Source organism: Mesorhizobium huakuii, from assembly GCF_014189455.1.
Classification (GTDB): Bacteria; Pseudomonadota; Alphaproteobacteria; order Rhizobiales; family Rhizobiaceae; genus Mesorhizobium; species Mesorhizobium huakuii_A.
The window spans coordinates 4,487,823-4,511,513 of the sequence record NZ_CP050296.1 but is presented as its reverse complement, the minus strand read 5'-3'; the positions used below and the strand labels follow the sequence as shown (position 1 = coordinate 4,511,513).

General features: G+C 63.5%; 24 protein-coding genes. 7 read left to right on the top strand and 17 right to left on the bottom strand.

The features are described 5' to 3' along the window. Nucleotides 1-46: 46 nt before the first annotated feature. The 12 genes from HB778_RS21790 to HB778_RS21735 form a co-directional block, all read right to left on the bottom strand. Nucleotides 47-1,651, bottom strand: coding sequence for a GMC family oxidoreductase (locus tag HB778_RS21790; RefSeq protein WP_183465175.1), 1,605 nt, complete (start codon nucleotides 1,649-1,651; stop codon nucleotides 47-49). A gap of 62 nt (nucleotides 1,652-1,713) precedes the next feature. After that, the gene (locus HB778_RS21785; protein WP_183456866.1) at nucleotides 1,714-2,517 is read right to left on the bottom strand and encodes an ABC transporter ATP-binding protein; all 804 of its coding nucleotides are present in this window, start codon (nucleotides 2,515-2,517) and stop codon (nucleotides 1,714-1,716) included. A gap of 13 nt (nucleotides 2,518-2,530) precedes the next feature. After that, nucleotides 2,531-3,355 (bottom strand): ABC transporter permease, encoded by an 825-nt coding sequence (locus tag HB778_RS21780; protein ID WP_244661559.1) that lies wholly within the window; start codon nucleotides 3,353-3,355, stop codon nucleotides 2,531-2,533. 139 nt (nucleotides 3,356-3,494) lie between these two features. After that, nucleotides 3,495-4,484, bottom strand: a complete 990-nt coding sequence (locus HB778_RS21775) for an ABC transporter substrate-binding protein (RefSeq protein WP_183456862.1) — start codon at nucleotides 4,482-4,484, stop codon at nucleotides 3,495-3,497. A gap of 323 nt (nucleotides 4,485-4,807) precedes the next feature. After that, nucleotides 4,808-5,551, bottom strand: a complete 744-nt coding sequence (locus tag HB778_RS21770) for an amino acid ABC transporter ATP-binding protein (protein ID WP_183456860.1) — start codon at nucleotides 5,549-5,551, stop codon at nucleotides 4,808-4,810. Next, a complete protein-coding gene (locus HB778_RS21765; protein ID WP_183456858.1) occupies nucleotides 5,548-6,522 on the bottom strand; it encodes an amino acid ABC transporter permease in 975 nt (324 codons plus the stop codon). The genes HB778_RS21770 and HB778_RS21765 overlap by 4 nt, the downstream gene beginning before the upstream one ends. Before the next feature lie 52 nt (nucleotides 6,523-6,574). Next, a complete protein-coding gene (locus tag HB778_RS21760) occupies nucleotides 6,575-7,408 on the bottom strand; it encodes a transporter substrate-binding domain-containing protein (RefSeq protein WP_183456856.1) in 834 nt (277 codons plus the stop codon). Nucleotides 7,409-7,673: 265 nt separating this feature from the next. Beyond that, nucleotides 7,674-8,498, bottom strand: a complete 825-nt coding sequence (locus HB778_RS21755) for an alpha/beta fold hydrolase (protein ID WP_183465174.1) — start codon at nucleotides 8,496-8,498, stop codon at nucleotides 7,674-7,676. A 2-nt stretch (nucleotides 8,499-8,500) separates the two neighbouring features. Further along, nucleotides 8,501-9,577 (bottom strand): LLM class flavin-dependent oxidoreductase, encoded by a 1,077-nt coding sequence (locus tag HB778_RS21750; protein ID WP_183456854.1) that lies wholly within the window; start codon nucleotides 9,575-9,577, stop codon nucleotides 8,501-8,503. Nucleotides 9,578-9,606: 29 nt separating this feature from the next. Further along, a complete protein-coding gene (locus HB778_RS21745) occupies nucleotides 9,607-11,118 on the bottom strand; it encodes an aldehyde dehydrogenase (RefSeq protein WP_183456852.1) in 1,512 nt (503 codons plus the stop codon). A gap of 22 nt (nucleotides 11,119-11,140) precedes the next feature. Further along, on the bottom strand, nucleotides 11,141-12,118 hold the full coding sequence (locus HB778_RS21740; protein WP_183456850.1) for a flavin reductase family protein: 978 nt from the start codon (nucleotides 12,116-12,118) through the stop codon (nucleotides 11,141-11,143). A 176-nt stretch (nucleotides 12,119-12,294) separates the two neighbouring features. Continuing rightward, a complete protein-coding gene (locus HB778_RS21735; RefSeq protein ID WP_183456848.1) occupies nucleotides 12,295-14,091 on the bottom strand; it encodes a helix-turn-helix domain-containing protein in 1,797 nt (598 codons plus the stop codon). 165 nt (nucleotides 14,092-14,256) lie between these two features. Between HB778_RS21735 and HB778_RS21730 the strand changes: the two genes are divergently transcribed. Both HB778_RS21730 and HB778_RS21725 read left to right on the top strand, forming a co-directional pair. After that, complete coding sequence (locus HB778_RS21730) at nucleotides 14,257-14,847, top strand: amino acid synthesis family protein (RefSeq protein ID WP_183456846.1); 591 nt, start codon at nucleotides 14,257-14,259, stop codon at nucleotides 14,845-14,847. 74 nt (nucleotides 14,848-14,921) lie between these two features. After that, nucleotides 14,922-15,422 carry a peptide deformylase gene (locus tag HB778_RS21725; RefSeq protein ID WP_183456844.1) on the top strand — a complete coding sequence of 167 codons (501 nt, stop codon included), beginning with the start codon at nucleotides 14,922-14,924 and terminating at the stop codon, nucleotides 15,420-15,422. A gap of 60 nt (nucleotides 15,423-15,482) precedes the next feature. Here the strand turns inward: HB778_RS21725 and HB778_RS21720 are convergent, their stop codons facing one another. Together HB778_RS21720 and HB778_RS21715 are read right to left on the bottom strand one after the other, a co-directional pair. Next, nucleotides 15,483-16,700, bottom strand: a complete 1,218-nt coding sequence (locus HB778_RS21720; RefSeq protein WP_183456842.1) for an NAD(P)/FAD-dependent oxidoreductase — start codon at nucleotides 16,698-16,700, stop codon at nucleotides 15,483-15,485. Between the two features lie 14 nt (nucleotides 16,701-16,714). Continuing rightward, nucleotides 16,715-17,479: an HpcH/HpaI aldolase family protein gene (locus HB778_RS21715; RefSeq protein ID WP_183456841.1), complete on the bottom strand. Its 765-nt coding sequence runs from the start codon at nucleotides 17,477-17,479 to the stop codon at nucleotides 16,715-16,717. A 133-nt stretch (nucleotides 17,480-17,612) separates the two neighbouring features. Between HB778_RS21715 and HB778_RS21710 the strand changes: the two genes are divergently transcribed. From HB778_RS21710 to HB778_RS21695, 4 genes are read left to right on the top strand one after another with little or no spacing between them, the layout of a single operon-like run. Further along, nucleotides 17,613-18,425 (top strand): shikimate dehydrogenase family protein, encoded by an 813-nt coding sequence (locus HB778_RS21710; protein ID WP_183456839.1) that lies wholly within the window; start codon nucleotides 17,613-17,615, stop codon nucleotides 18,423-18,425. Continuing rightward, nucleotides 18,418-19,224 carry an SDR family NAD(P)-dependent oxidoreductase gene (locus HB778_RS21705; RefSeq protein ID WP_183456837.1) on the top strand — a complete coding sequence of 269 codons (807 nt, stop codon included), beginning with the start codon at nucleotides 18,418-18,420 and terminating at the stop codon, nucleotides 19,222-19,224. The genes HB778_RS21710 and HB778_RS21705 overlap by 8 nt, the downstream gene beginning before the upstream one ends. A 14-nt stretch (nucleotides 19,225-19,238) precedes the next feature. Further along, nucleotides 19,239-19,586, top strand: a complete 348-nt coding sequence (locus HB778_RS21700; protein ID WP_140769515.1) for a RidA family protein — start codon at nucleotides 19,239-19,241, stop codon at nucleotides 19,584-19,586. A 50-nt stretch (nucleotides 19,587-19,636) separates the two neighbouring features. Then, nucleotides 19,637-20,425, top strand: a complete 789-nt coding sequence (locus HB778_RS21695) for a FadR/GntR family transcriptional regulator (RefSeq protein WP_183456835.1) — start codon at nucleotides 19,637-19,639, stop codon at nucleotides 20,423-20,425. Between the two features lie 7 nt (nucleotides 20,426-20,432). Here the strand turns inward: HB778_RS21695 and HB778_RS21690 are convergent, their stop codons facing one another. From HB778_RS21690 to HB778_RS42830, 3 genes are all read right to left on the bottom strand, one after another. Continuing rightward, entirely contained in the window at nucleotides 20,433-20,996 is a 564-nt protein-coding gene (locus tag HB778_RS21690; RefSeq protein WP_183456833.1) for a hypothetical protein, read from the bottom strand. An 86-nt stretch (nucleotides 20,997-21,082) separates the two neighbouring features. Beyond that, a complete protein-coding gene (locus HB778_RS42835) occupies nucleotides 21,083-21,664 on the bottom strand; it encodes an ISAs1 family transposase (RefSeq protein WP_183455035.1) in 582 nt (193 codons plus the stop codon). Beyond that, nucleotides 21,624-22,238, bottom strand: a complete 615-nt coding sequence (locus HB778_RS42830) for an ISAs1 family transposase (RefSeq protein WP_183456831.1) — start codon at nucleotides 22,236-22,238, stop codon at nucleotides 21,624-21,626. Before HB778_RS42830 ends, HB778_RS42835 begins: the two co-directional genes overlap by 41 nt. Before the next feature lie 735 nt (nucleotides 22,239-22,973). Between HB778_RS42830 and HB778_RS21675 the strand changes: the two genes are divergently transcribed. Further along, nucleotides 22,974-23,684, top strand: coding sequence for an SDR family oxidoreductase (locus HB778_RS21675; RefSeq protein WP_183456829.1), 711 nt, complete (start codon nucleotides 22,974-22,976; stop codon nucleotides 23,682-23,684). Nucleotides 23,685-23,691: the final 7 nt, after the last annotated feature.

Here is a 23,691-nt window from a genome sequence, read left to right as displayed (position 1 = left end):
AGTGGTTAGCTTGTCCCTAAATGCCAGGAGACCGGCCAGTGCGAGACTACGACAGCATCGCCCTGGCTGCTTTTTCGCCGATCATCATGGACGGCGCATTGGTGTTGCCGCCGATCAGTGTCGGCATGATCGAGGCGTCCCCCACGCGCAGATTGTCGAAGCCGCGCACCTTGAGGCCGGCGGGATCGACCACTGCCATGGCGTCGTTGCCCATCTTGGCCGTGCCGACCGGGTGATAGACGGTGAGCGCTTCGGCACGCAGATAGGCGAGGATCTCGTCGTCGCTGACGACATCGGGTCCCGGCAGGATTTCCGGTCCGCGAATATCGGCAAAGACCGGTGCAGCCAGGATCGAGCGCGCCAGCTTGATGCCTTCGACCAGGGTCAAAGCATCCTGCCCGTCACTGAAGAAGCGGTGATCGATCAGCACGTTGCGGCGGGTGCCGTCGCGCTCGAGCGTGATTGCGCCGACGCTTCCCGGCCGCAGCACGCAAGTGTGCACGGCATAGCCATGGCCATATTCGACGAGCCGGCCGCGATGGCTGCGGTAGCCCGGGACAAAGTGGAATTGGACATCGGGAATATCGCCGGCATATTTCGTCCTGGCGAAACCGCCGGCCTCGACGTAATTGGTCGTCAGCATGCCCTTGCGCCGGACGAAATACTGAAAGGGTGCGGCCAGCATCGCCGGCAGATTGGCGAGCGACAGGCCGAGCGTCCTGGTGCTGTTCGACCGCACGGTGATCATGCCGTCGACATGGTCGCGCAAATTCTTGCCGACGCCGGGCAGGTTCATGACCGGTTCCACCCCCGCCGCCTTCAGCTCTTCGGCCGGGCCAATGCCGGAAGCAAGCAGGATGCGCGGCGATCCGATCGCACCCGCACTCAGGACGACTTCGGCGCGGCATGACAGCCTTTGGGCTGCTCCGTCCCTGATCACATTGACGCCGGTCACGCGTCCGTTTTCGATCGCCAGATTAAGCACCTCGACGCCTGACAGGACCTGGAGGTTCGAGCGGCCGAGAACCGGCCGGACGAAGGCGGTGTAGGCCGAGAAGCGCTCGCCCTTGTCCTGGGTGACGTTGTAGATGCCGAGGCCGAGTTGGCCATCGCCGTTGAAGTCGCGGTTTTCGGGCAGGCCGACGCTGCGACCCGCCTCTACCCAGAGGCTGGATACGGCGTTGGGATCACGCGGATTGTCGACCAGCAATTCGCCGTCGAAGCCGTGATAGGCCGGGCTCTGCGACAGGAGATTGCGCTCCAGCGTCTTGAAGACCGGCAGCACGTCGGCATAGGACCACCCCGCGCAGCCAAGCGCTGCCCACTCGTCGTAGTCCTGCACGGCGCCACGGATGTAGACCATCGAGTTGATCGAACTCGACCCGCCAAGAAGCTTGCCTCGATTGACCGGTATGCGGCGGTTGTTGAGCAGCGGCTGCGGCACGCCCTTGTAGCCGTAGTCGAAAGTCGGATTGCCGTAGAGCGAGAGAATGCCGGCCGGCACGCGCACCCTTGTTCGATCGTCGCTGCCGCCGGCCTCGATGAGGCAGACGCGATTGGCGGGGTTTGCGCTCAGCCTGTTGGCCAGGACACAACCGGCCGAGCCCGCGCCGATGACGATATAGTCGAATTCCGCGGTCGCGATGCTCATGCCGGTCTTCGTTTCATGCATGTCGTCCTCCCAAAACCGAGGTCACTTTTGGGCGACATGCATTAGTGCTCGTCGTCTTCGTCGTTCTTCAAGAGCTCGAGGATTTCCCGCTTCATGGCGATGAAGTTCGGCTCCATGACCAGGTCCATGCTGCGCGGACGCGGGAGGCCGACGCGGATTTCTTTCTTGATCTGGCCGGGCCGGCCGGACATGACGAGCACCCGGTCCGCCAGCAGGATCGCCTCGTCAATGTCGTGGGTGACGAACAGGACGGTTTTCTTGGAATGGTCCCAGATCCTCAGCAAAAGCTTCTGCATGGAGTGGCGGGGCTGGCTGTCGAGCGCTCCGAAGGGTTCGTCCATCAGCAGCACCTGCGGATCGTTGGCGAGCGCACGCGCAATCGCCACGCGCTGCTTCATGCCGCCGGACAGCTGCGAGGGATAATGGTTGGCGAATTTCGCCAGGCCGACTTCCTGGAGAAAATGCTCGACGGTGGCCCTGCGCTCGGCCGCCGGCATGCCCTTGCGCTTCGGGCCGTATTCGACGTTCTGCGCCACGGTCAGCCAGGGAAACAGGGTATAGGCCTGAAACACCATGCCGCGATCCGGGCCTGGCTCGGTGACCGGCTTGCCGCCGACGGAGATCATGCCGCCGGTGCGCTCCTCGAGACCGGCAATGAGATAGAGCAGGCTCGACTTGCCGCAGCCCGATGGGCCGACGATCACGCAGAACTCATTGGGCACGACATGGAATGAGATGCCGTCCAGCGCCAGCACGGCGTTGTCGCCCTTGCCGTAGCGCAGGACCACATTGTCGATGCCGATGTCGGCGCTCTTCGGTTTCGTCGCGAGTGTCAGGGCATCCATGTCTACGAACTCCTCAATTGGCCCAGGGAGCGACGAGGCGGCGGATGCCCCGGAACAATTGGTCGGTGCAAAGGCCAAGGATGCCGATCAGGGCGATGGCCATGAAGATGACGTCGACCTGGAAGCCGCGCATGGCCTTCAGCGATATGTAGCCAAGCCCGCTGCGCGCGGCGACGAGTTCGGCGACGACGAGATAGGTCCAGGCCCAGCCCATCGTGACGCGCAGCACGTCGAGCACATTGGGAAGCGTGGCCGGAAAGACGATGTGGAAGACCGTGTCGCTGCGTTTCGTCCCGAGCGTGTAAGCCGCATTGACGAGGTCGCGCTGAACGCTGCGGGCGCTGTCGGCGATCATCACCAGTTGCTGGAAGAAGATGCCGAAGATGATGACGGCCACGCGCTGCTCGATGCCGATGCCGATCCACAGGATGAAAAGCGGCACGAAGGACGTCACCGGCAGATAGCGGATGAAATTGACGAGCGGGTCGAGCGCGGCCTGGACGATGCGGTAGGTGCCCATCGTTAGCCCAAGCGGCACCGCCACGATGCTCGAAATGACGAAGCCGATCAGCACCACCTGGACGCTGGCCAGCACGTGCTCCCACAAGGAGCCGTCAAGCGCCATGTTGATGGTGGTGAACAGTACGGATTCCGGGCGCGGCAGGAACATTTCCTTGACCGCTCCGGAATAGGTCAAGGCAAACCAGCCGCCGATGACCGCGCCCCAGACCAGGACGCTGAGCGTGATGGAGAGAGGGCGCGACACGGCCTGAAAAGGCGTGGTGACAGCTTTCCAGGCGGATCGACCGGGCTGATTTTTTTCCACGCTCGTGGTCACGATATGGCTGATGGGAGACGTTGCATTCGGTGCCAGTGTCACAGGGAAACCCTTTGGGCCGGATGGACCGCGGGCGCGAGGCCCGGCCCGCGGTCCAGCGAGCTCACTTTACAAGGATAGGTTACTTCGCAAGGCCAAGTCACTTCGCAAGGAACGACGTATCGACGAGGTCGTCGTATTTGATGTCCATCTTGAGCTTGCCGAAGCCGCCCCAGATATCGCCGCCGAGCTTGATCAGCTTGCCGGCTTCGCCAGTCTCGCCGCCGGCGAAGAATTGGGCATTGCGGTCCTTGCCGTAGAAGTTCACGCCCGCGGCGGAGGAGGCGAAGTCCTTCGGATCCTTCAGCCAGCCGCCGACGCCCTTGGCCATCACCTCATAAGCCTTCGCAGGATTTTCCTTGATGAACTCGTTGGCCTTGTAGAGCCCCTTGACCAGCGCCTCGACATCCGCCGGGTTCTTGGTGATGTAGTCGCAGTTCAGCGCCACCACATCGACGATCAGGCCTGGCGTCTTGGAGGAGTCGATCAGCACCTGTCCTTTGTTTTCCTTCTTGGCCAGCGTCAGATGCGGTTCCCAGGTGACGGCAACGGGAATGCGGTCGGCCATGAAGGCGGCGGCGGCATCATCCGCCGTCATGTTGGTGATCTTCACATCGGTCTGGCTGAGACCGGCCTGCTTGAGCAGGATGTTGAACCAGAACTGCGACACCGAGCCTTCGTTCAGCCCGACTTCCATGCCCTTGAGATCGGCGACGCTCTTGACGCCGCTCGGCGCCAGAACGCCGTCGCCGCCATGGCTGTCGTCCAGGGCATAGACCGATTTGAAGCAGACATCCTTCGAACGGTATTTCATGATTTCGTCGATGGTCGAGGCACTGCCGTCGAGCTCGCCGGCGGCGACGGCCGCCATGTACATCGATGCTTCCTCGATGATTTCGAGCGAGACATCGAGGCCGCCTTCCTTGAAGTAGCCCATGTCACGCGCAAGGAAGAGCGGGCCGTATCCGACCCAGGTCGTCATGCCCAGCTTCAAGCTGCCGGCTTCGGCGTGGAGGCTCACCGAAAGGGCGCTCAGCGCAATGCCGGCCGCAAGCGCGGCGCGGCGAAACTTCGAGATTATTGTCGTCATCACGTTCCCCTGTCTTTTTCTGAGGTCAGGCGCTGTCGGCGCCAAAACAACCCGCTTCGGACGCATCGCCGAAGGCTGCCGCCTGACGTTCTTTTTGTTCTCTTTCAGCCGGTGGAGGGAGCAAAGCACGCTGTGTGCGATGCACAAATAATGATTTTCTATAATTCTGCTTAGGCTGGGCCTAACCAGGCCAGCGCTGACCGCGCTGGGGCCTTAGGCGCATGGATGACCGTATCGGGATGGCCGCGCGAAGAAGCAGGCGTTCGCAGCCCCCTGGAGGCCGTGCCGACAGGGCATTTCCGTGAAACGGTGGGACGCTCCGGTCAGTGTTTCAGGATCTGGCTGAGGAACAATCTGGTTCGATCGTGGCGTGGGTGGCCGAAGAATTCGTCTGGCGTACCGGCCTCGACGATCTGCCCGGCGTCCATGAAGATGACGCGGTCGGCCACGGCACGGGCAAAGCCCATCTCATGCGTCACGCACACCATGGTCATGCCGTCGCGGGCCAGTTCCGTCATGGTGTCCAGCACCTCCGAGACCATTTCCGGGTCGAGGGCGGAGGTCGGTTCGTCGAACAGCATGACAGCCGGCTCCATGCACAGGCTGCGGGCAATCGCCACACGCTGCTGCTGGCCGCCGGACAGCTGGATGGGGAACTTGTTCGCCTGCTCGGGAATGCGAACCCGCTCGAGGAACTTCAGCGCGGTCTTGCGCGCCTCCTTTTCCGACACCCCCTTCACCCACATCGGGCCGGCCATGCAGTTCATCAGCACCGTCATGTGCGGAAACAGGTTGAAATGCTGGAACACCATGCCGACGTTGGAGCGCACGTCGGCGACGTTGCCCATCTTGCCATGCAAGGCAACGCCATTGACGGTGATATCGCCCTCCTGATGCGCCTCCAGGCGATTGAAGCAGCGGATGAGCGTCGATTTGCCGGAACCCGACGGCCCGCAAATGACGATCCGCTCGCCCTTGTGGACGGTCAGGTTGATGTCCTTCAAGACGTGAAAGGCGCCGTACCACTTCGATACGTTGCGCGCTTCGATGATGACATGAGCGTTCATCTGACCTTGCTCCTGCGGTAGTGCCGCTCGATCCGTGCCTGGATCAGTTCGAGGCAGATGGACAGCATCCAGTAGATCATGGCGGCCGAAATCAGCATCTCCATGTGCTGGAAGGTCTTCTGGCCGAGGGTGCGCGCCAGGAACATCAGTTCCCAGACGCCGATGACCGAGACCAGCGAGGAATCCTTCAGCATCGAGATGAACTGGTTGCCGGTCGGCGGAATGATGACCGGCAGCGCCTGCGGCAGGATGATGCGGCGCATGGTCAATGCGAAGCCGAAACCCATGGAGCGCGACGCCTCCCACTGGCCGCGATCGATACTCTGTATGCCGGAGCGGAAAATCTCGGTCATGTAGGCGCCATAGCAGAGCGAAAGCGCCAGGATGCCGGCAGGCACCGCGTTGATGACGAAGCCGAGTTGCGGCAAGCCGAGATAGATCAGATAGACCTGCATGAGCAGCGGAAGGCCGCGGAAGAAGGAGGTGTAGAAGCTGGCGATGGCGTAAGCGAAGCCATTGCTGGAAAGCTTGGCGACCGCGCCGGCAACGGCGATGACCGAGGCGATGACGATGGAAATCGCCGAAACGTAGAGCGTGGTGACAACGCCCTGGCTGATCAGGAACGGCAGCTTCTCCCTGATGAAGGGCAGGCTGAGATGGAACGTCTCGAAGAAGGCGATGAACAGCAGCAGCAGTTCGAGCCAGACGATGCCGATCTGGAACTTGATCGGCGCGAAACCGATCAGCACGACATTCAAGGTGAAGATCACCGCTATAGCGAAAGCAATGGCAAAGCGGCCGTAGAGGCCACTCACCGACGGTTCGCCGATCACCGGACGCATCAGTTCAGCGAAGCTGGTGCCCGCCATGTTGAAGGCCATGAAGAGCAGCAGAACGACGCCGAACATCGTCGCCACAAACCAGGGTTTGTGGACGAGGATTTCGGCTTCGACGGTATCCGGATAGAGCATCTTTGAGCACCGGCTGTTCGGCGGCCTGCCCCAAGGCAGGCCGCCTTAAGGGCTAGTTTGTCTTCGAATAATCCTGCCCGTACCATTTTTCGGAAAGCTTGCTCAGCGTGCCGTCCGCCTTCATCGCCTTCACGGCGTCGGCGATCTTGGCGGAGAGTTCGGGATCGCCGCGCTCGATGGCGATCGCCAGCGGTTCGTAGAATACCGGATCGCCCAGCTGCTTGATCGGGTAGCCGGCCTTCTGCGCATCCAGGATCGACGGCAGCGAGGAGACCACCGCGTCGAGGCGCACGCCATCGCCAAGGCGAAGGTCGTCGAAGGCGGTCGTCGAATTCTCGTAGGAGTGGACCTCCTTCGGGTTGAGCTTGTACTCGAATGGCGGCGCGCCGGCGGCGTCGAGCGTCAGATCCTTCTTGGCATAGGCCTCGAAGGTGGAGGTGCTGGTGGCGCCGACCACCTTGCCGTCGAGATCGGCCAAAGTCTTCGCCTTGCTGTCCTTGTGCACGGCAACGGCCGCCGGTGTGTAATAATAGACCGCCGGAAAATCGAAGATCTCGGCGCGCTTCTTGGTCGGCGTCATCGAGCCGGCATGCATGTCCCAGCGCCCTGCCCAATTGCCGGCCGTGATGATGTCCCAGCCGGGCGTGATGAACTCGACCTTGACGCCGAGGTGCTTGCCGATCGCCTTGGCGACGTCGACATCGAAGCCGTCCAGCTCGTTGCTGGCATTCACGAAGGATTGCGGCGCCCAGTTGGCGTCGGTCGCCACCTTGAGCGTGCCGGCCGCCATCACGCGGTCGAGCACAGCGCCGGCGTGAGCAGGATATGCGCCAAGCGCAAGCGCCATCGCGGCCATCGTCAGCTGTCGTCTGTTCCAGATTGTCATGTGCGTATTCCCCTGTTGTTGTTCAGTCACTTGCGGTCACTTCCGTTCAGCCGGTCGTGACGTCGCAATCTCGTGCCGACCAGGTCGGCGTCTTCTCCCAAAGGCTCGCGGATTTAGCGACGTCGCGGCCGTTCCGGTCTTCCGATGTCGCGGAGGATGTTCGCCGTCGCCATTCCCCCGATCACAGGGAAGGCCCCGGCCTGATGCCGGCGAAGCGTCACGCGAAGCTTGGGGCCGGCGTTGCTCTCCTGCCTCGCGAAGGTTGCTATCCATGGGCCGCCGCCCTCTTGGCACCTTGATCCAACAGGAAATCGCCCATCGCCGCGGCAACCCGAGCCGGCGCCTCGATCAGGATCGAATGGCGAAGTCCGGGCAGGATCGCGAGTTGCGACCCTTGCAGCTGTTCGTGCATCAGCCGCGCCATGCGCGGGCTGGAACCCTGGTCATCCTCGCCGGTCACGATCAGCGTCGGGCAAGTGATGCGGTCGAGAATGCCGCCGAAATCGGTTTCGGCCAGAACGCGATAGGCTGCCACGTAGCAGTCGCGGTCGTTCTCGGCATCCCGCCGGCGCAGCTCCGCGATAATCTCCGGATTGCTGTCCTGAAATTCCTCCGTCAGCCAACGCGACAGCGAGGCGGCGTGATGCGCCGAGGCGTCGCTCGCCATCAGCGCCGCCAGCCGGCCACGCACCGCGTGCCGCTCTTCGGGCGTGCGGCCGGCGACCGTAGACAACAGCACCATTTTTTGCAGGCGCTCGGCATGCGTCAGCGCCAGGCGCTGTGCGATCAGGCCACCCAGCGAAAACCCGGCCAGATGGAAAGTGGCAAACCCCATATGGTCGGCCAGCGCCAGAGTCTCGCCGACGAAATCGTCGATCTCGTAGCGACCCTTCACGCGGCTGGAGCGACCGTGGCCGCGCAGGTCGAAGGTGAGAACCGCGAAGTGATCCTTCAACTGCCCGGCCACGCCATTCCAGGCTTCGAGGTAGGAGCCGACGCCATGGATGCAGACCAGCGGCACGCCGCCCTCGCCGTCCAGGCGCCAGTTGAGCAGCACGCCTTCGACATCGAGCTGGCCGGTGCGCGCCATGGTCACGCCCTCGCCGCCTGGCGCGCTTTGTCGCGCTCGCGCGCGGCAAAGACCGGCATTACCTCGTCGACCCACAGCTTGATCGTCTTCTTCTGCAATTCGAACGGCAGGTTGAACGTCAGGCCGAGGCAGTACTGGTCGACGCCCGCCGCTTCATAGTCGAGCAGCTTCTCGATCACCTCGTCCGGCGTGCCGAACATCAGGTTGCGGCGGATGTTCTCGGGATTGTAGTTGTCCTTGCCCTTGACGCTCTCATAGGGGACGGCTTCGGGAAAGCCGTTTTGCACGGTGCCGATGTTCTGGAACAGGTTCTCGAAGGCGCGGCCGTAGTCGATGGCATGCCCGACCGCGATCTCCCAGTCCTGCGCCCGTTCGTAGACGCAGGTGCGCCGCTGCATCATCAGGCGCGGGCGCGGCACCTCCGGATGATCGGCGACGGCCTTGCGGAATTTCTCGCCGAGCACCGCGATTTCGGCCGCCGGCGCCGACAGGGGCGTCGACAGGATCGAGGCGCCGATGCCGACGGCCCAATCGAAGGTGCCCGGGTCTCGCGCGGCCACCCAGATCGGCGGATGCGGCTTCTGCAGCGGCTTCGGGACGCCAGCGGCGAGCGGGAACTTCCAGTAGTGGCCGTCATGGGCATAATCCTGCGCCCACAGTTTCTTCACCGCCGGCACCAGTTCCTTCAGATAGGCAACGCCTTCCTGCTGCGGCATGCCGCCGGCCATGCGGTCGAACTCGTATTGGTACGAACCGCGCGCGATGCCGAACTCCAGCCGACCGCCGGTCAGGTGATCGCAAAGCGCCGCCTCCCCCGCCAACCGGATCGGGTTCCAATAGGGCGCGACCAGCGTCGAGGTACCGAGCCGGATCTGCTCGGTATGCTGGGCAAGCCATGTCAGCGTCATCAGCGGATTGGGCGAGATCGTGCATTCGATCGTGTGATGCTCCGCCGTCCATAGCGTCTCGAAGCCGCCTTCGTCGGCCATGCGCGCCAGCTCAAGCAGATTGCTCTTCACCTTCGACATCGGGATGTCGGGCGAGAAGCGCTCCATGGTCAGCGAAACGGCGAATTTCATGTCGGTCTCCCCAGTGTATCGGGTCTTGGTCAGCGAAGGCGGATGACGAACGGGTCCTGCATGGCGCCCGAATAGTCGATGACGACATTCTTCAGGCGCGAGAACTCCTCCATGGCGTCGAAGCCGCCGCGTCGGCCGTAGCCGCTCTCCTTGAAGCCGCCATTGGCGGACATGAAGGAGGAGGCGCGATAGGTGTTGATCCAGACGGTGCCGGCCTCGACGTTCCTGGCGAAGCGCAGCGCGCGGTTGATGTCCCGCGTCCAGATGCCGGAGGCGAGGCCATAGCGGGTGTCGTTGGCGAGCCGGATCATCTCCTCTTCCGACGAGAACGGCATGACGCCGACGACGGGGCCGAACAGTTCCTCCTGCATGAAGTCCATGCCGTTGTCGACATCGGTCATGACGGTCGGTTCGAAATACCAGCCGCCGGCAAGCTCGGCCGCCTGCGGCCGCCTGCCGCCGGCCGCGATGCTGGCGCCCTGGCGCACGCCCGAGGCGACGTAGCCTTCCACCTTGGCAAGCTGCGCCGACAGCGCCAGCGGGCCGATGTCGGTTTCCTCCAGCATCGGCAGCCCGACCCGCACGCGCTTCGTGCGCTCGACCAGCGCCTCGACGAAACGGTCATGGACGCTGGCCTCGACGAAACAGCGCGAACCGGCGACGCAGCTCTGCCCGGCGGCCGCGAACACACCGGACACGACGCCGTTGACGGCATGGTCGATGTCGACATCGCCGAAGACGACATGCGGCGACTTGCCGCCGAGTTCCATCGAGCAGGGGATGAGATTCTGCGCCGCATTGGCGGCAATCCGCCGCCCCGTCACGGTCGAGCCGGTGAAGACCAATTTGGCGATGCCCGGATGCCGCGTCAGCGCGTCGCCGGCCACAACACCCGTGCCGGTCACGACGTTGACGACGCCGGCGGGAAAGCCAGCTTCCATGATCAGCTCGGCCAGAGCGAGCGTCGAGGCACTGGCATGCTCGGACGGCTTGACGACCACTGTATTGCCGAGCGCCAGGCATGGCGCCAGCGTGCCGGTGAGCAGCATCAGCGGCGAGTTCCATGGCGTGATCATGCCGACGACACCAATCGGCTCGCGCAGGTTGAAGTTGAGCATGTCGAGCTTGTTCACCGGAATGGTGTCGCCGAGCAGCTTGTCAGCCATGCCGGCGAAATAGGTGTAGCTGTCGGGCATGGCGCGCATCTGCGCCCGCATTTCCTTCAGCAGCTTGCCATTGTCGCGCGTCTCGATCAGCGCCAGTTCGTCGGCGTGCTCCAGCACCAGCTCCGCCAGCCGGCGAACGAGCTTGCCCCGGTCAGTCTGGGTCATGCGCCGCCAGGCCGGCGCCGCGAAGGCGGACCGCGCGGCCTCGACAGCTGCGCCGACATCCTCGGCGCTGGCCTCGGCGAACTGGTACCAGGGCTTGCCGGTGGTCGGGTCGAAACTGTCGATGTACTGCCCACTCCTGGGCGCCACGAAAGCCCCGTTGATGAACAGGTTCTGGCGCGAGCCTTCGAGCGATGCGACCGTCGTTTTCATGCTGTCTGTCCTGCGTGGAGCATCATTCGGACGCGGCCTGCGTCCACGATTGCGACTGGCCGTCGATCATGGCGACACGGCCGCCGTCACCGGTGTCGATGTAGATGCCGAAGCGCTTGTCCTGGCGCTCGCGTGCATAGCGGCGCAGCATGGCGCGCAATTCATGCGTGGCGATCCGTTCATAGGGCAGCGCGTCGACGGCAAAGAAGGCGTGGCCGTCCGGAAGTGCTGCTTCAACGCTCTCACGGCTCAGTTCGGCGCGGTAGATCAGATAGCCGGGATCGCTGTCGGCGACGTCGAACACCGAATAGAGGAAGGTGTTTTCAGGGACGAGGCTCAGCGCCTCGCCGCCATCCAGCACAAGTTGGCTGTCGGCCTTGCGCCGCCGCGCCGTCGGCAGCACCCAGCTTCCCTTGCCGTCGGTGCGCAAGAGGATCCGGTCACCAGCTTCGACGAGATAGCCGATGATCATGTCCTGCGAGGCCAGCCAGCCGGCGGGCAGCGGATCCTTCACGCTGGCGTAACGGCCGCGGCAAAATCCGAGCGGCGCCGATGGGCTCGTTCCAAAAGCCTGGACCTGGCCGATCAGGATGATGTGGTCGCCGGCCTCGATGCGGTTGTGAACGGTGCAGTCGAACCAGGTCAGGCTGTCGGTGAGGATCGGCGCGCCGGTGTGGGCGCGGTCATGGTCGACCGACTGGAACTTGTCCGCCGCTTTCGACGCGAACACCGAAGAAACATCGGCCTGGCCTTCATGCAGGAAATTCACCGCGAAGGACCGCGTTTCGTTAAATGCCGGAAAGCTCGCCGCCGCCTTGCCGACGCAGACCAGGAGCAGAGGCGGGTCAAGCGAGACCGAAGTGAAGGAGTTGGCGGTCATGCCGCGCGGATTGCCGTCGCAGTCGCGCGCGGTGATGACGGTGACGCCGGTGACGAAGGTGCCGAAGGCACGACGCAAGGCGATCGGGTCGATCGTCCTTTGTGCCACCGCGTCCGCCATTGCTTTCCTCCATAGTGTCGGATGAAAGCTAGGCAGGAGCCGGCCGGCGTTCTTCCTCCGGTCTGTAGGAAAGATGTCGTGGCGCGCTGCTGCCATCCCGAGCAAGTGCAGGCGCGGCGAGCCTGTGCCTGGCAGCGGACGCCAGGCAGTGCCAGCGGTGTCGGGATGGAGTGGTTCTAGCGGACGGGCGGCACGCGGCTGTCGATGATGCCGCTGAGACGGATCGCCAGTTCAACCGCGAAGCGCTGTTCGGGCGTGTCGAGACGGATCCCGAACAGTTCCTCCATGCGCGACAGGCGATAGCGCAAGGTGGTGACATGCAGGCCGATGGCGTCGGCGCAGGCCTGGCTGCGACAGCCCTCGCGCAGATAGGCAAACAGCGTGTCCAGATAGGGCGTGCCGTGGTCGCGATCATGCGCGATCAGAGCGCCGACACTGTCCTCGACGAAGCCGCGCACGTCGGGAGCGTCGGCGGCGGCGACCAATATCGGCAGCGGGCCGAAATCCTGGCCGGCAAAAACACCGGTGCGTCCGAAGGAACGGCCGATCCGGATCATGCGGCGGCATCGCTCCCAGGCGATGGGATAATCGGCCAGCGCGGCACAGGCTTCAGACAGCACCACCACCGGCTCGCGTTCGAAATAGCGGCCAAGCTCGGCCGCGATCCTGTGCGGCAATTTCGCGAAGCGCGCGCCGTCCTGTCCGGCATCGGCCGGGACGAGGCAGACAAGGCCGTCTTCCACCGCTATGGCCGTGCCGGCAATACCGGCCTGCTGCAAAAGACGCACCAGCGCATGATGCGGATCGGCAAGACCGATGGCACCGTCCTTCACCTGCTCGGCGAGATCGACGACGATCATCTTGTGCGCAACCGTCAGGTCGAGCCCCAGCCGGCGGGCGCGATTGACGATATCGGCCTCGTCGCGCCAGCGGCGCTCCGTCACTTCCAGAAACAGTTCCGTGAGCGACCTGGTCTCGAAGCGAAAGCGCACGAAACTGCGCATCATCTGCACGCTGAGCGCAAATTTGGTGCTGTCGAGCAGCATCTGCTCGAGCTGGCCCGATGCCTGCGGCGTCGGGAAAATCATCAGCGCGCCAACCACTTCGGCATCGATGGTAAGCGGTTCGATGCGCACCGAAAGCTTGAGCTGGCGCTTGCCGTCATCGACGAACAGCGTCTCGGTGTGGCGTCCGTCGGACGCGCCGCGCGCGATCTTGAATATCTGCCGGCTCAGTGTTCCGCTCACCGCCTGCCACGAGGCGATGTCGAAATGCGCCTCGCTCGGGGAACGGCCAGCGACGACCAGATTGGCATGGAAATCGATCACCACCACCGGATTGGGCAGAAGTTCGCTGACCTTCTCGGCGAGCGAGACCACCGACCCGTCCGACAAGGCCTGCTGCAGAAGCGAGGTGTGCGCCGAGAGGGCGCGTTGCAGGCGTTCGCCGGCCTGCTTCTCCTGGCGCAGCCGATGCTGCTTCTCGACCGCGATCTCGCCCAGATGCACGATCATGCCGATGAAGGCGATATCCTGCGCCGTCACTTCGGTGATTTCGCGCGAGACGACGGTCAGCACCATCGGTCGGCCGTCTTCGTCGAGGCAGTTCATCGGCATGACCAGCACGCTGCGGTAGTCGCGCTCGAAGGCCTCGCGGCGATAGCCCGGGAACTCCTCCGACACCCGCGCGTCCCTGATATAGACCGGCTCATTGCGGTTGAGCGCAACGATCGAGGGACTGGTGGCGAGTTCCCAGCGATCCGGCAGCGTGCGCTGAATGAGCGTCGGGTCGTGGCGCACGATCACATAGGCGTGGCCATGCGGGGCATCGATGCCCATGATCGAGCCCAACGTCCATTGGGCATGTCGGCAGGCCGCCAGCACGAGGTCGCGCAGCACGGACTGGAGATCGCCGCCCGAATTGATGAGGCTGGCGGCGTCCCGCAAGGAGAGAATTTGCGACTCGTGGTCCACGCCTGATTTTCCGCCACTCGCGAAGGGCGAATTTAAGCCGTCGCGGATATACGAACGCTACACCGCTTCCAAGCGGGGCGCACGCCGATTCTTCCTACGAATCGGAGGAATACCCGCCGATTGGCGCGCATTAGATTTGAGCTTCCACGTGGAGAGGCCAAAATCATGGAATTGCGGAAGATCTGTACCTTCATCGAGGAAGTACACCTTGAAGGCAGCAAGGTGGCCGCCAGGCCGGTGACATCGATCGTCGTCGCCGCCGTCCTGGGCAATCCATGGGCCGGGCGCGGCTTCGTCGAGGATTTGCGGCCGGAGATTGTCGCCATCGCCCCCCGGCTCGGGCAGGAACTGACGCGCCGCCTGATCGGGCTGATGCCGGCGGAACGCATCGAGAGCTACGGCAAGGCCGCGGCCGTCGGAACCGCCGGCGAGATCGAGCATGCCTCCGCCATGATCCACACGCTGCGCTTCGGCAATGTTTTCCGCGATGCCGTCGGCGGCACGACCTATCTCGAATTCTGCAACACCCGCAATGCGCCGGGCGCACTGTTGTCGCTGCCGATGATGCACAAGAGCGAAAACGGCCGCCGCTCGCATTTCATTACCGCCAACTTCCAGATCGCCGACGGCCCGGCCGCGGACGAGATCGTCGTCGCCATCGGCGCGGCGGATGGCGGCCGCATCCATCCCCGCATCGCCGACCGCTTCCAGGACATGGCCGAGATGGAGCAAGAGCGGGGCGCCGTTCAAGCCTGACATTTTGCCCTGCCGGCTTGGCCTCTCGATCGCCTGGCGTTAGCCTCTGCGCTTGCCGAACGCGGGAGTGACATGTGACGATACGGCCAATCGTGAGATTTCCCGACCTTCGTCTGCGCTCCGTCGCCGAGCCCATATCGGTCTTTGACGAAGACCTGCACCGGCTTGCCGGCGATCTCGCCGACACAATGCGCGCCGCTCCAGGCATCGGAATCACCGCGCCTCATATCGGCATCCTGAAGCGGCTGGTCGTCCTCGAAGTGTCGCCGGCGGCGAGCCTGCGCAGCTACGTCAATCCGACCATCCTTTGGGCATCGGGCGAAATGATCCGCCATGTCGAAGGCAGCGTGTCCATGCCAGGGGTTACCGAGGAGATAGAACGGAATGCACGCGTGCGTATCGGCTACCAGACCCTGGATGGCGACGAGGCCGTCGAGGAGGCCGAGGGCCTGCTCGCTGTCTGTCACCAGCACGAGATCGACCAGCTCAACGGGCAGTTCTGGATCGAGCGGCTCTCCCGCCTGAAGCGGGAGCGGCTTGTCAAACGCTACCAGAAACAGCAGCGGGGCTTTTAGTCGATTGCATCCAAGCATCCGCCGTCGCCAGGCCGGGCAAAGTCCAGATGACCCCTCGCCTCAGATCACGGCTTCTTCCAGGAACGGTTCGTTGCGCGCGATGCGTTCGTAACAGAACGGCGACAGGTCGAGTGTCTGGAAGGCGCCATGAACGATCAGCTCCGACACGGCCCGGCCCACGGCCGGTGACTGCTGCAGGCCGTGTCCCGAAAAACCATTGGCGAACATGAAGTTGGTCACTTCCGGGTGGAAGCCGACGATGCCGTTGTGGTCGAGCATGTTGTATTCGTAGTGGCCGGTCCAGCTGGTCTGGACCTTCAGCGCATCGAAGGCCGGAATGCGGTGCCAGAGCGCCGGCCAGATGTAATCGTCGAACTCCTCGAAGTGCATTTCGAAGTCGTCGTAGTCGGCCGGTCCATCGCCCTGCGGCGTGTTGCCGGTGAGGAAAAGCTCGCCTTCCGGACGCACGAAAGTGCCGGAGAGGTCGATGACATTGGGCATGGGGCCGGGGATCGGAGTGGCGCTGGCGAAGACGAAGCTGTAGCGCTTGTAGGGCGCGACCGGGATGGAGAGGCCGGCCATGGCCGCGACCTGCTGCGCTCGCGGGCCGGCGGCGTTGACCAGGGTTCCGCAGGAAATCGTCTCACCGGTCGCGAGGCGCGCCGAGACGACGCGCCCGTCGGCGAGTTCCAGTCCGGTCACGGCGTTGTCGATGTACTCGACGCCGCTGGCACGCGCCGCGCGGCGGAAGCCGTTCAGCAGGCCCATGGAATCGAACCAGCCCTCTTCGCGCGAGCCCCAGGAGCCGCCGCCGAGATCCTCAACATTGAGCCAGGGGAAACGCTCCTTCAGCGGACCCGGCTCGAGGAAGACGGTGTGAGCGCCGAGACTGCGCTGCAGATCCACCCTTTCGCGCGCCGCGTCCACGCCATCGGGTGAGCAACAGTAGAGATAGCCATGTTCCTTGAAGCCGAGATCGGGTGCCGGCTCATCCTTGTAGAAGGGCGCCATCCGCTCCGGAAAATTGCGGATGATGTCGATGCCGAACTGGCTGATCTTCACATTGATCGGATTGGAATATTGCTGGCGAATGGCGCTGGTGGAGAGCGCCGTCGAGGAAAAGGTGTAGCTCGAATCGCGTTCGACCACGAGGATCGAGGCGCCATTGCCCAGCGCCTGGCTCAGCCAATAGGCCGTCGACGAACCGACAACCGCGCCACCGACGATGACGATGTCATAGGCAGCGCGCGACGGCGCCTTGTAAGGAGGAATTGCCACGGTCTGTCTCCGGTCTACTGGTTGAATGAAGCGATCAGGGCGTCCGAGCCCCGTGCCAGCAGGCCGAGGTCCGACCCGACGGCAACCATAGTGAAGCCGTCGGCGAGGTAGCGGTCGGCATCGGCCTTTGCCGGCGCCAGTATGCCGCTGGCCTTGCCTGCCGCCTTTGCGGCCTTGCGCACCGAGGCGATCGCCTCCTGGACAGGCGCGGCACCCGGATTGCCCATCGCACCCATATTGGTCGAGAGATCGCCGGGGCCGACGAAGAGGACATCGACGCCGTCGACGGCGGCGATCTCGGCGGCATTGGCCACCCCTGTCTCGCATTCGATCTGCACGGCGAGAAGCTGCTGCTCGCGCGCCTTGGCATGGTAACCGGCGATGCGGCCGAAGGCGTTGGCGCGGTGACCGACCGAGAAGCCGCGAAACCCGCCAGGCGCATAGGTCATGGCCGCGACGATGGCGCGGGCCTGCTCGGCCGTGCGCACATTGGGGATCATCAGGCTGCGGGCGCCGATATCGAGCGCCTGCTTGATCAGATTGGGGTCGTCGGACGGCAACCTGACGACGGGTTCGCTGTCGAAGCCGCCCATCACCTGGAGCTGCGCCATGATGCTGCGCAGATCGTTGGGGCTGTGCTCGCCGTCGATCAGCACCCAGCCGGCTCCGGAGCCGGCGACGATCTCCGTGGTGAGAGCCGAAGCCAGCGAGCACCAGATGCCGATATGGGCCCGGCCGGCCGTCAAGGCGACCTTCAATGTGTTGCGGCGCTCCTGCATTACGCGGCGGTCTCCAATCCAAGAAGGTGCATTGAAATTTGTATGATGTCCTATATCATATGGCTTTGACTCGATGCAAGATGTGCCCGACCGCTGAGCGACCATGAACTGTCAAACGGAAAGGAATAAATCGATGCGCGGAACCGGCAAGGCCGATGTCTTCGTCATGCTGGCCCATCCCGTGGGCCACGCCAAGAGCCCCGGCATGTTCAACGAGATCTTCGAGCAGAAGGGCCTCGACAGCCTGATGGTTCCGCTGAGCTGCCGCCCGGAGGATTTCGACACCTTCTGGGCCGGCCTCACCGCGGCCGAGAACATCCGCGGCGTCATCATCTCGGTGCCGTACAAGGTCGCGGTCTACCACAAGTGTTCCGCCGCGCATGACCGCGCGGCGCGGGTCGAGAGCGCCAATTCCGTGCGGCGGATGCCCGATGGAAGCTGGTACGCCGACAATTTCGACGGCGTCGGCTTCATCGACGGGCTGAAGGCAGGCGGGCATCAGATCGCCGGCCGCCGCATCCTCCAGGTCGGCGCCGGCGGCGCCGGCGCTTCGCTGACCTACTGTCTGGCCGAGGCAGGCGCGGCGGAGATCCGGCTGGCCGACATCGACAGGGGACGCGCGGAGAAGCTGGCCGCGCTGGTCAGCAAGTCCTTTCCAAAATGCCGTATCGAGGTTGGCCAACCCGATCCGTCCGGCATGGACATGGCGATCAATGCCACGCCTTCCGGGCTGAAGGCCAGCGATCCGCTGCCCATGGATGTGACGAAGCTGACGCCCGACATGACGGTCGTCGACATCATCATGGAGCCGGCCGAGACAGCGCTGCTGAAGGCAGCCAAGGAGATCGGCTGCCGCGTCCAGCCCGGACGCCCGATGATGGATTTCCAGGTTGAAGCCATGGCCGAATTCTTCGATATCGAGCGCAGGGATCGTAGCCATGGCTGAGACATTGACGGCTGTCGTCATCGGCGGCACTTCCGGCATCGGCCGCGCGATCGCGCTGCGCTTCGCCGAGGACGGCTACCAGGTGGTCGTCGCCGGCCGGGACGCGACACGAGGCAAGGAGGCGGCCAGCGCCTGCGAGACGGCGGGCGCGCCGCGCGCGCTGTTTGTCCAGACCGATGTCGCCGAAGCCGCCTCGGTGGAGGCGCTGGCTCAGGCCGTCAGCGCTGCGTTCGGCACGCCGCATGTCGTGGTCAACTGCGCCGGTATCCTGCAGAGCGGCAAGCATGTCCTCGACCAGGATTTGGACGAGGACGAGAAGATGTGGCGGGTGAACTATCGCGGCACGCTGCTGGGGTGCCAGATGTTCGGCCGGCTGATGTCGGCGGCCGGACGCGGCGCGATCCTCAATGTCGGCTCGCTCGCCTCCTTCGCGCCGCTGTCGCTGCCCGCCTACACGCCTGGCAAGCACGCGGTCCTGGCGCTGACACAGATCCTCGCCGCTGAACTCGGCCCGCATGGGGTGCGCGTCAATGCGGTCGCGCCCGGCTACACACTGTCCGATGGGCTGAAGGCCAGGATCGCCAAGGGCGAGCGCAATCCCGAAGCGATCCAGGCCACGACGGCGCTGCGCCGCTTCGTCGAGCCGCGCGACGTTGCCGAGGCGGCGCTGTTCCTCTGCTCGGACCGTGCAGCGTCGATAACCGGCGTTACCTTGCCTGTCGACGCCGGCTGGCTCGTCCAGGCGCCCTACGCCCAATATCTGCAAGGCAATCCCATCCGGCAAACGCCGGCAATCTGACGAGGGAAAAATCCGTGAGCGACATCAAGCGTTTCGACTTCGACACCCGCATCCACCACGGCGTCATCCACAATGGCACGCTCTACCTCACCGGCCAGGTCGCGAGACCGGGCCAGTCGGCCGCCGACCAGATGCGCGAGGTGCTCGGCAAGATCGATGCGCTGCTGGCCAAAGCAGGCACGGACAAGACCCGCATCCTGCACGTGCAGATGTGGTTGGACGATGTCAGAGACTTCGACGAGGTCAACACGGTGTGGGACGCCTGGATACCGAAGGAGCATGCGCCGGCGCGCTCTTCCGGCGAGGGACGGATGGCCAAGCCCGGAATGCTGGTCGAGCTGATCGTCACCGCGGCGGTTTGAATGGTCCTGCCGGTTCGGGCATCATCGCGAATCGGGCGAGAGGGAGACTGATGACGAAGCGCAAGCCGCTTTCCACCGTCGTGGCGGAGAGCCTGTCGGAAAAGATCCGTTCCGGATCGCTGCTTCCCGGCGCGCAATTGCCGACCGAGGCGGAGCTTTGCGCCGAATACGATGTCAGCCGCACGGTTGTGCGGGAAGCGGTGGCACGGCTGCGCTCCGAAGGCATGGTCGTGCCGCAGCAGGGGCGCGGCATGTTCGTCAGCGAAACACCGGCGCCGCGCAATTTCTCGATCCCCGACGAGGCGCTGAGGACCTTGCCAGAAACCATCGCCTTGCTAGAATTGAGGCTAAGCGTCGAGGTGGAGTCCGCCGGGCTCTGCGCGGAACGGCGAACCGATGCGGAGGCCAGCGGCATCCGCGCGCTGATGGAACAGGTCGACGCCCAGCAGGCCGATCCGGCCGTCGTCCAGATCCACTACGACTATGATTTCCACCTGGCGATCGCCAAAGCGGCGCGCAATGAATTCATCCACGGCTTCCTCGCCTATCTCAGGCCGATGATCGTTCCGCGCTTCCAGCTCGGCTACGTGGTCACGCCGGAGCGCAAGGACAGCTACTACACGCGCATCCACAACGAGCACAGGACAATCGTCGACGCCATTGAAAGGCAGGACGGCCGCGCCGCGCGCCAGGCCATGCGCAAGCACCTGCACAACAGCCTCGGGCGTGTGCGGGCGCTGGCCCGAGCTTCCGGCGTCGAGGCGACGGAGGCGGAGCAGAAGGCGGCAGCGGCCTCGCTGTTCACCGATATGAAGAGGCCCTCGCCCACCGGCGGATAGCTGGCGGCTAGCTCCCAAAAGCCAATAGGGCGAAGGCGATACCAGCTTTATAAAGGCCGTGCGTCAGGCCTATGATGCAGCCTCCGACAACTAAGACTAAGCTGACGATCGAATAGTCGCTACTCTTCGGCTTCGGCTGTGGAACTGGCGGATACTTCGCTCGAATTTTCAGGATTTCTTCGCGAAGTTGCGGGTCCCTGGGCAAGTCTTCGTACTCACGGTGAAACGCCACTCTTTGTGTGAGCATCGTTAACACCATTAAAGCCATCCAGGTTATTCCGAAAAGCCAGACGCTGATCAGATAAAGCTGGGGATGGAGAACTTGACGGCTGTTCAAACATGCTTGTTGAAACGAAATCGCGCGACTGATCGACCTACGACTTCCGAAAAACCACCATGCGCTTTCAGTCGTTGCGAGCCCAATGAGGAACCCGCCGAAAAGCAGCGCCCCGACAGCCATCCATAAGAACGGTTTTCTGCTTCCAGCATCCGTAATCGCGCCGAATGCGCACCTGCCCGCGATGGATACCAAAAGCAAAGTAACCGCGATGGAATAGACCATCTGCGCCATGATGATCGCTGAGAAAGATGAAGAGCACCTTCCGAGATCGACAGTGAGCGAAAAGGCCGTTGAAAACCAGGGCTGTTCAACGCTGATTACAGAGCCTTGTAAGCGAGGATGAGATCGAGGGAGAGAGCGCCGTTCCAGAGGGCTTGAGCGACGTTTTTCGTGCCGTTGTGACGCAGGATGTTGAGGGCGAAGCTGCGGGCTCTGGCCATGATGCCGGGGTTGTCGCGGATACGGCTGCGGTCCTCGTCGCAGGACACGTCGCGGACATAGTGGTTGCGGTTCTCGATGCCCCAGTGGCCTCGGATGATGGCGGCCCAAGTCTTGGCGGGGAGACCCTGTTCGGAGGAGATATAGTATGAGACCTCGCCGCGCGGCTGCCACATGCCCGTGGCGGCACTGCGGAGCCAAGTTTGGCGGGTGACGCGGATGATGGTCTTGACGAAGGGCTGCCATTCGCTGTCGACGAGGGCCTTGCCGACGGGAAAGACGTCCACGGTTCGATCCTCCTGCCGGGATCGCACTGTGTCGCGTGAGGAGGCCGTGTCGCTGGGAGTGCGGCTGTCGACGATGGCGCGAATCTCGTCATCCAGATTGGGCTGGTTCTCCTTGAGTTGAACCAGCAGATGGTTACCCGTGGCCAGGGCTACGGCGAAGGTTTTTTTGGGCATGCATGGCGTCGAGAGTGAACATGCGCCCGGTCAGGCCCAGCGTGGCGATCAAGTCCTGGGCGGCGGGGATTTCGTTGCTCTTCTCATCGATCGCCAGATGGCCGAGGATGATCTGACCATCGCTGGCGAAAGCACTCAGCAGATGCGCCGCTTTGCGATCGTTGAAGGCGTCGAAGCTGCCGCGCAGCGTCTTGCCGTCAATGGCCACGCACGCCGGCATGACGTCGTCCGGCATGGCGTCGTCCGGCTCTTGGGCCGGGGGCGTCGGCAGGCCGGCCGCATGCTGGCGGAACACCCTTTCGACCTCCGCCCCGTCGAGACCGCGAAGGATGAACCGCACCGTCGAGTAGGCTGGGGCCTTTCGCACCGAGACCCCGAACACGCCGTTCAGGCGGACAAGATGGATGCGGATGAAGGCGTGGACCTGACGATACGAAACCGCCCCGGCCAGCATCGCCAGCACCGTGAACAGCAGGATCGGCGCCTGGGGATACATCTGCCCCTGGCCACGGCGTGGATCGGGGATCTGCGAAAACAATGACAGCAATGTGCCGGGCAACGGTGCAACCCTCATGATTGGTTGCCCTGCATAGATTCAGACAAATCTCCCGGAGGGAATCGCCCTTTTTGCCCGCGACGCATCAAAGCCGATCACAAAGATGTTAGCGTTGAACAGCCCTGCCGTTGAAAACGACGTTGCGAACCCAGAATCCGCTTGGGAGAAAAAGGCATAAATGAATGCAGTCAGCAGGGCGACTACAGTGCCTGAGGTCGTAAACGCCCTTTGGCTGTCTTCGTGCTTAAGTTCCCAACGGCTCTTCAAGTTGTCACTACTCCCGCGTCATCTCGAATACGCTGAAAGCCTTAACCTCCGCTTGATACCCAGCCGCTATCGATTGGACCCGGTCGACGCGACGGTACTGGGGCGACCCGTAGGTTTAGAGAAGGCGTCCTTAGTCGTTCCGATCGGACGAGGCGAATTGAAGCTTTCCACCTCATCTCAGCCGTTCGTGTTTATGGGTTCACGGCCTAGATCGCACAGGCATTCGTCGACAACCAGATTAGCCGCGCATTGCGAAAGCCAAGTTTTTGCTCCGCCAGCTGACCGAAGGCGCTTTCAGCAGGCTCAGAATGCCGTTTTCCTGCCGTTTTCCCGGGTTTACAGCCTCGGCACCGGGCTGGCCATCTGCCCGATTTTCGGGCGGGAAAAGAGAATTCGAAAGTTTATCTTTCCTTTTTGCTGGTTTTCTTGGTTTCGCGGCGCCGGCCAGCGCCGCACATTGAAATCCAGGCAAACGGGGAAGCCCAGGTGACGACAGCCTTCATCACAGGAGCGACAAGCGGCATAGGGCGGGCCATGGCGATCGCGCTGAGCGATGCCGGCTACGAGGTCTATGCGGTCGGGCGCAGCCAGGCCGCGCTCAAGGCGCTGCAGGCCGAGCGGCCCGGCATCGTGCCGATCGCCGTCGACATCACAGACCGCGAGGCGCTGGAGGCGGTTCTGGCGGATCTCACCATCGACGTGCTGATCAACAATGCCGGCATCATGCCGCCGCTCGGCAATTTCGCCGACATGAAGATATCAGATATCGACACGACGCTGGAGATAAACCTCAGCGCGGCGATCCTGCTCACCCGCCTCGTCGTACCGCAGATGCGCGAGCGGCAGTCCGGCCACATATTGTTCACCGGATCCGTCGCCGGCCACGCGGCCTTCTCCAACATCGCCGTCTACGCAGCCACCAAGGCGGCGATATCAGGCTTTGCCGCAGCACTCCGCGCCGACCTCTCCCCGTCAGGCATACGCGTCACCGAAATCGTCGCCGGCCGTGTCGAGACGCAGCTCTACCAGGACATCCTCGGCGCCGAGGCGCGTGCCGCCATGTACGCCAGCAAAGTGGTGCAGCCGGACGACGTGGCCAGGATGGTGGTCGCGGTGCTTGCACTGCCCGCATGGGCCGACGTCACCCGTTTCGACATCATGCCGACCTGGCCGACATCGCCAAGCGGCACCAAGTAAGGAAAAC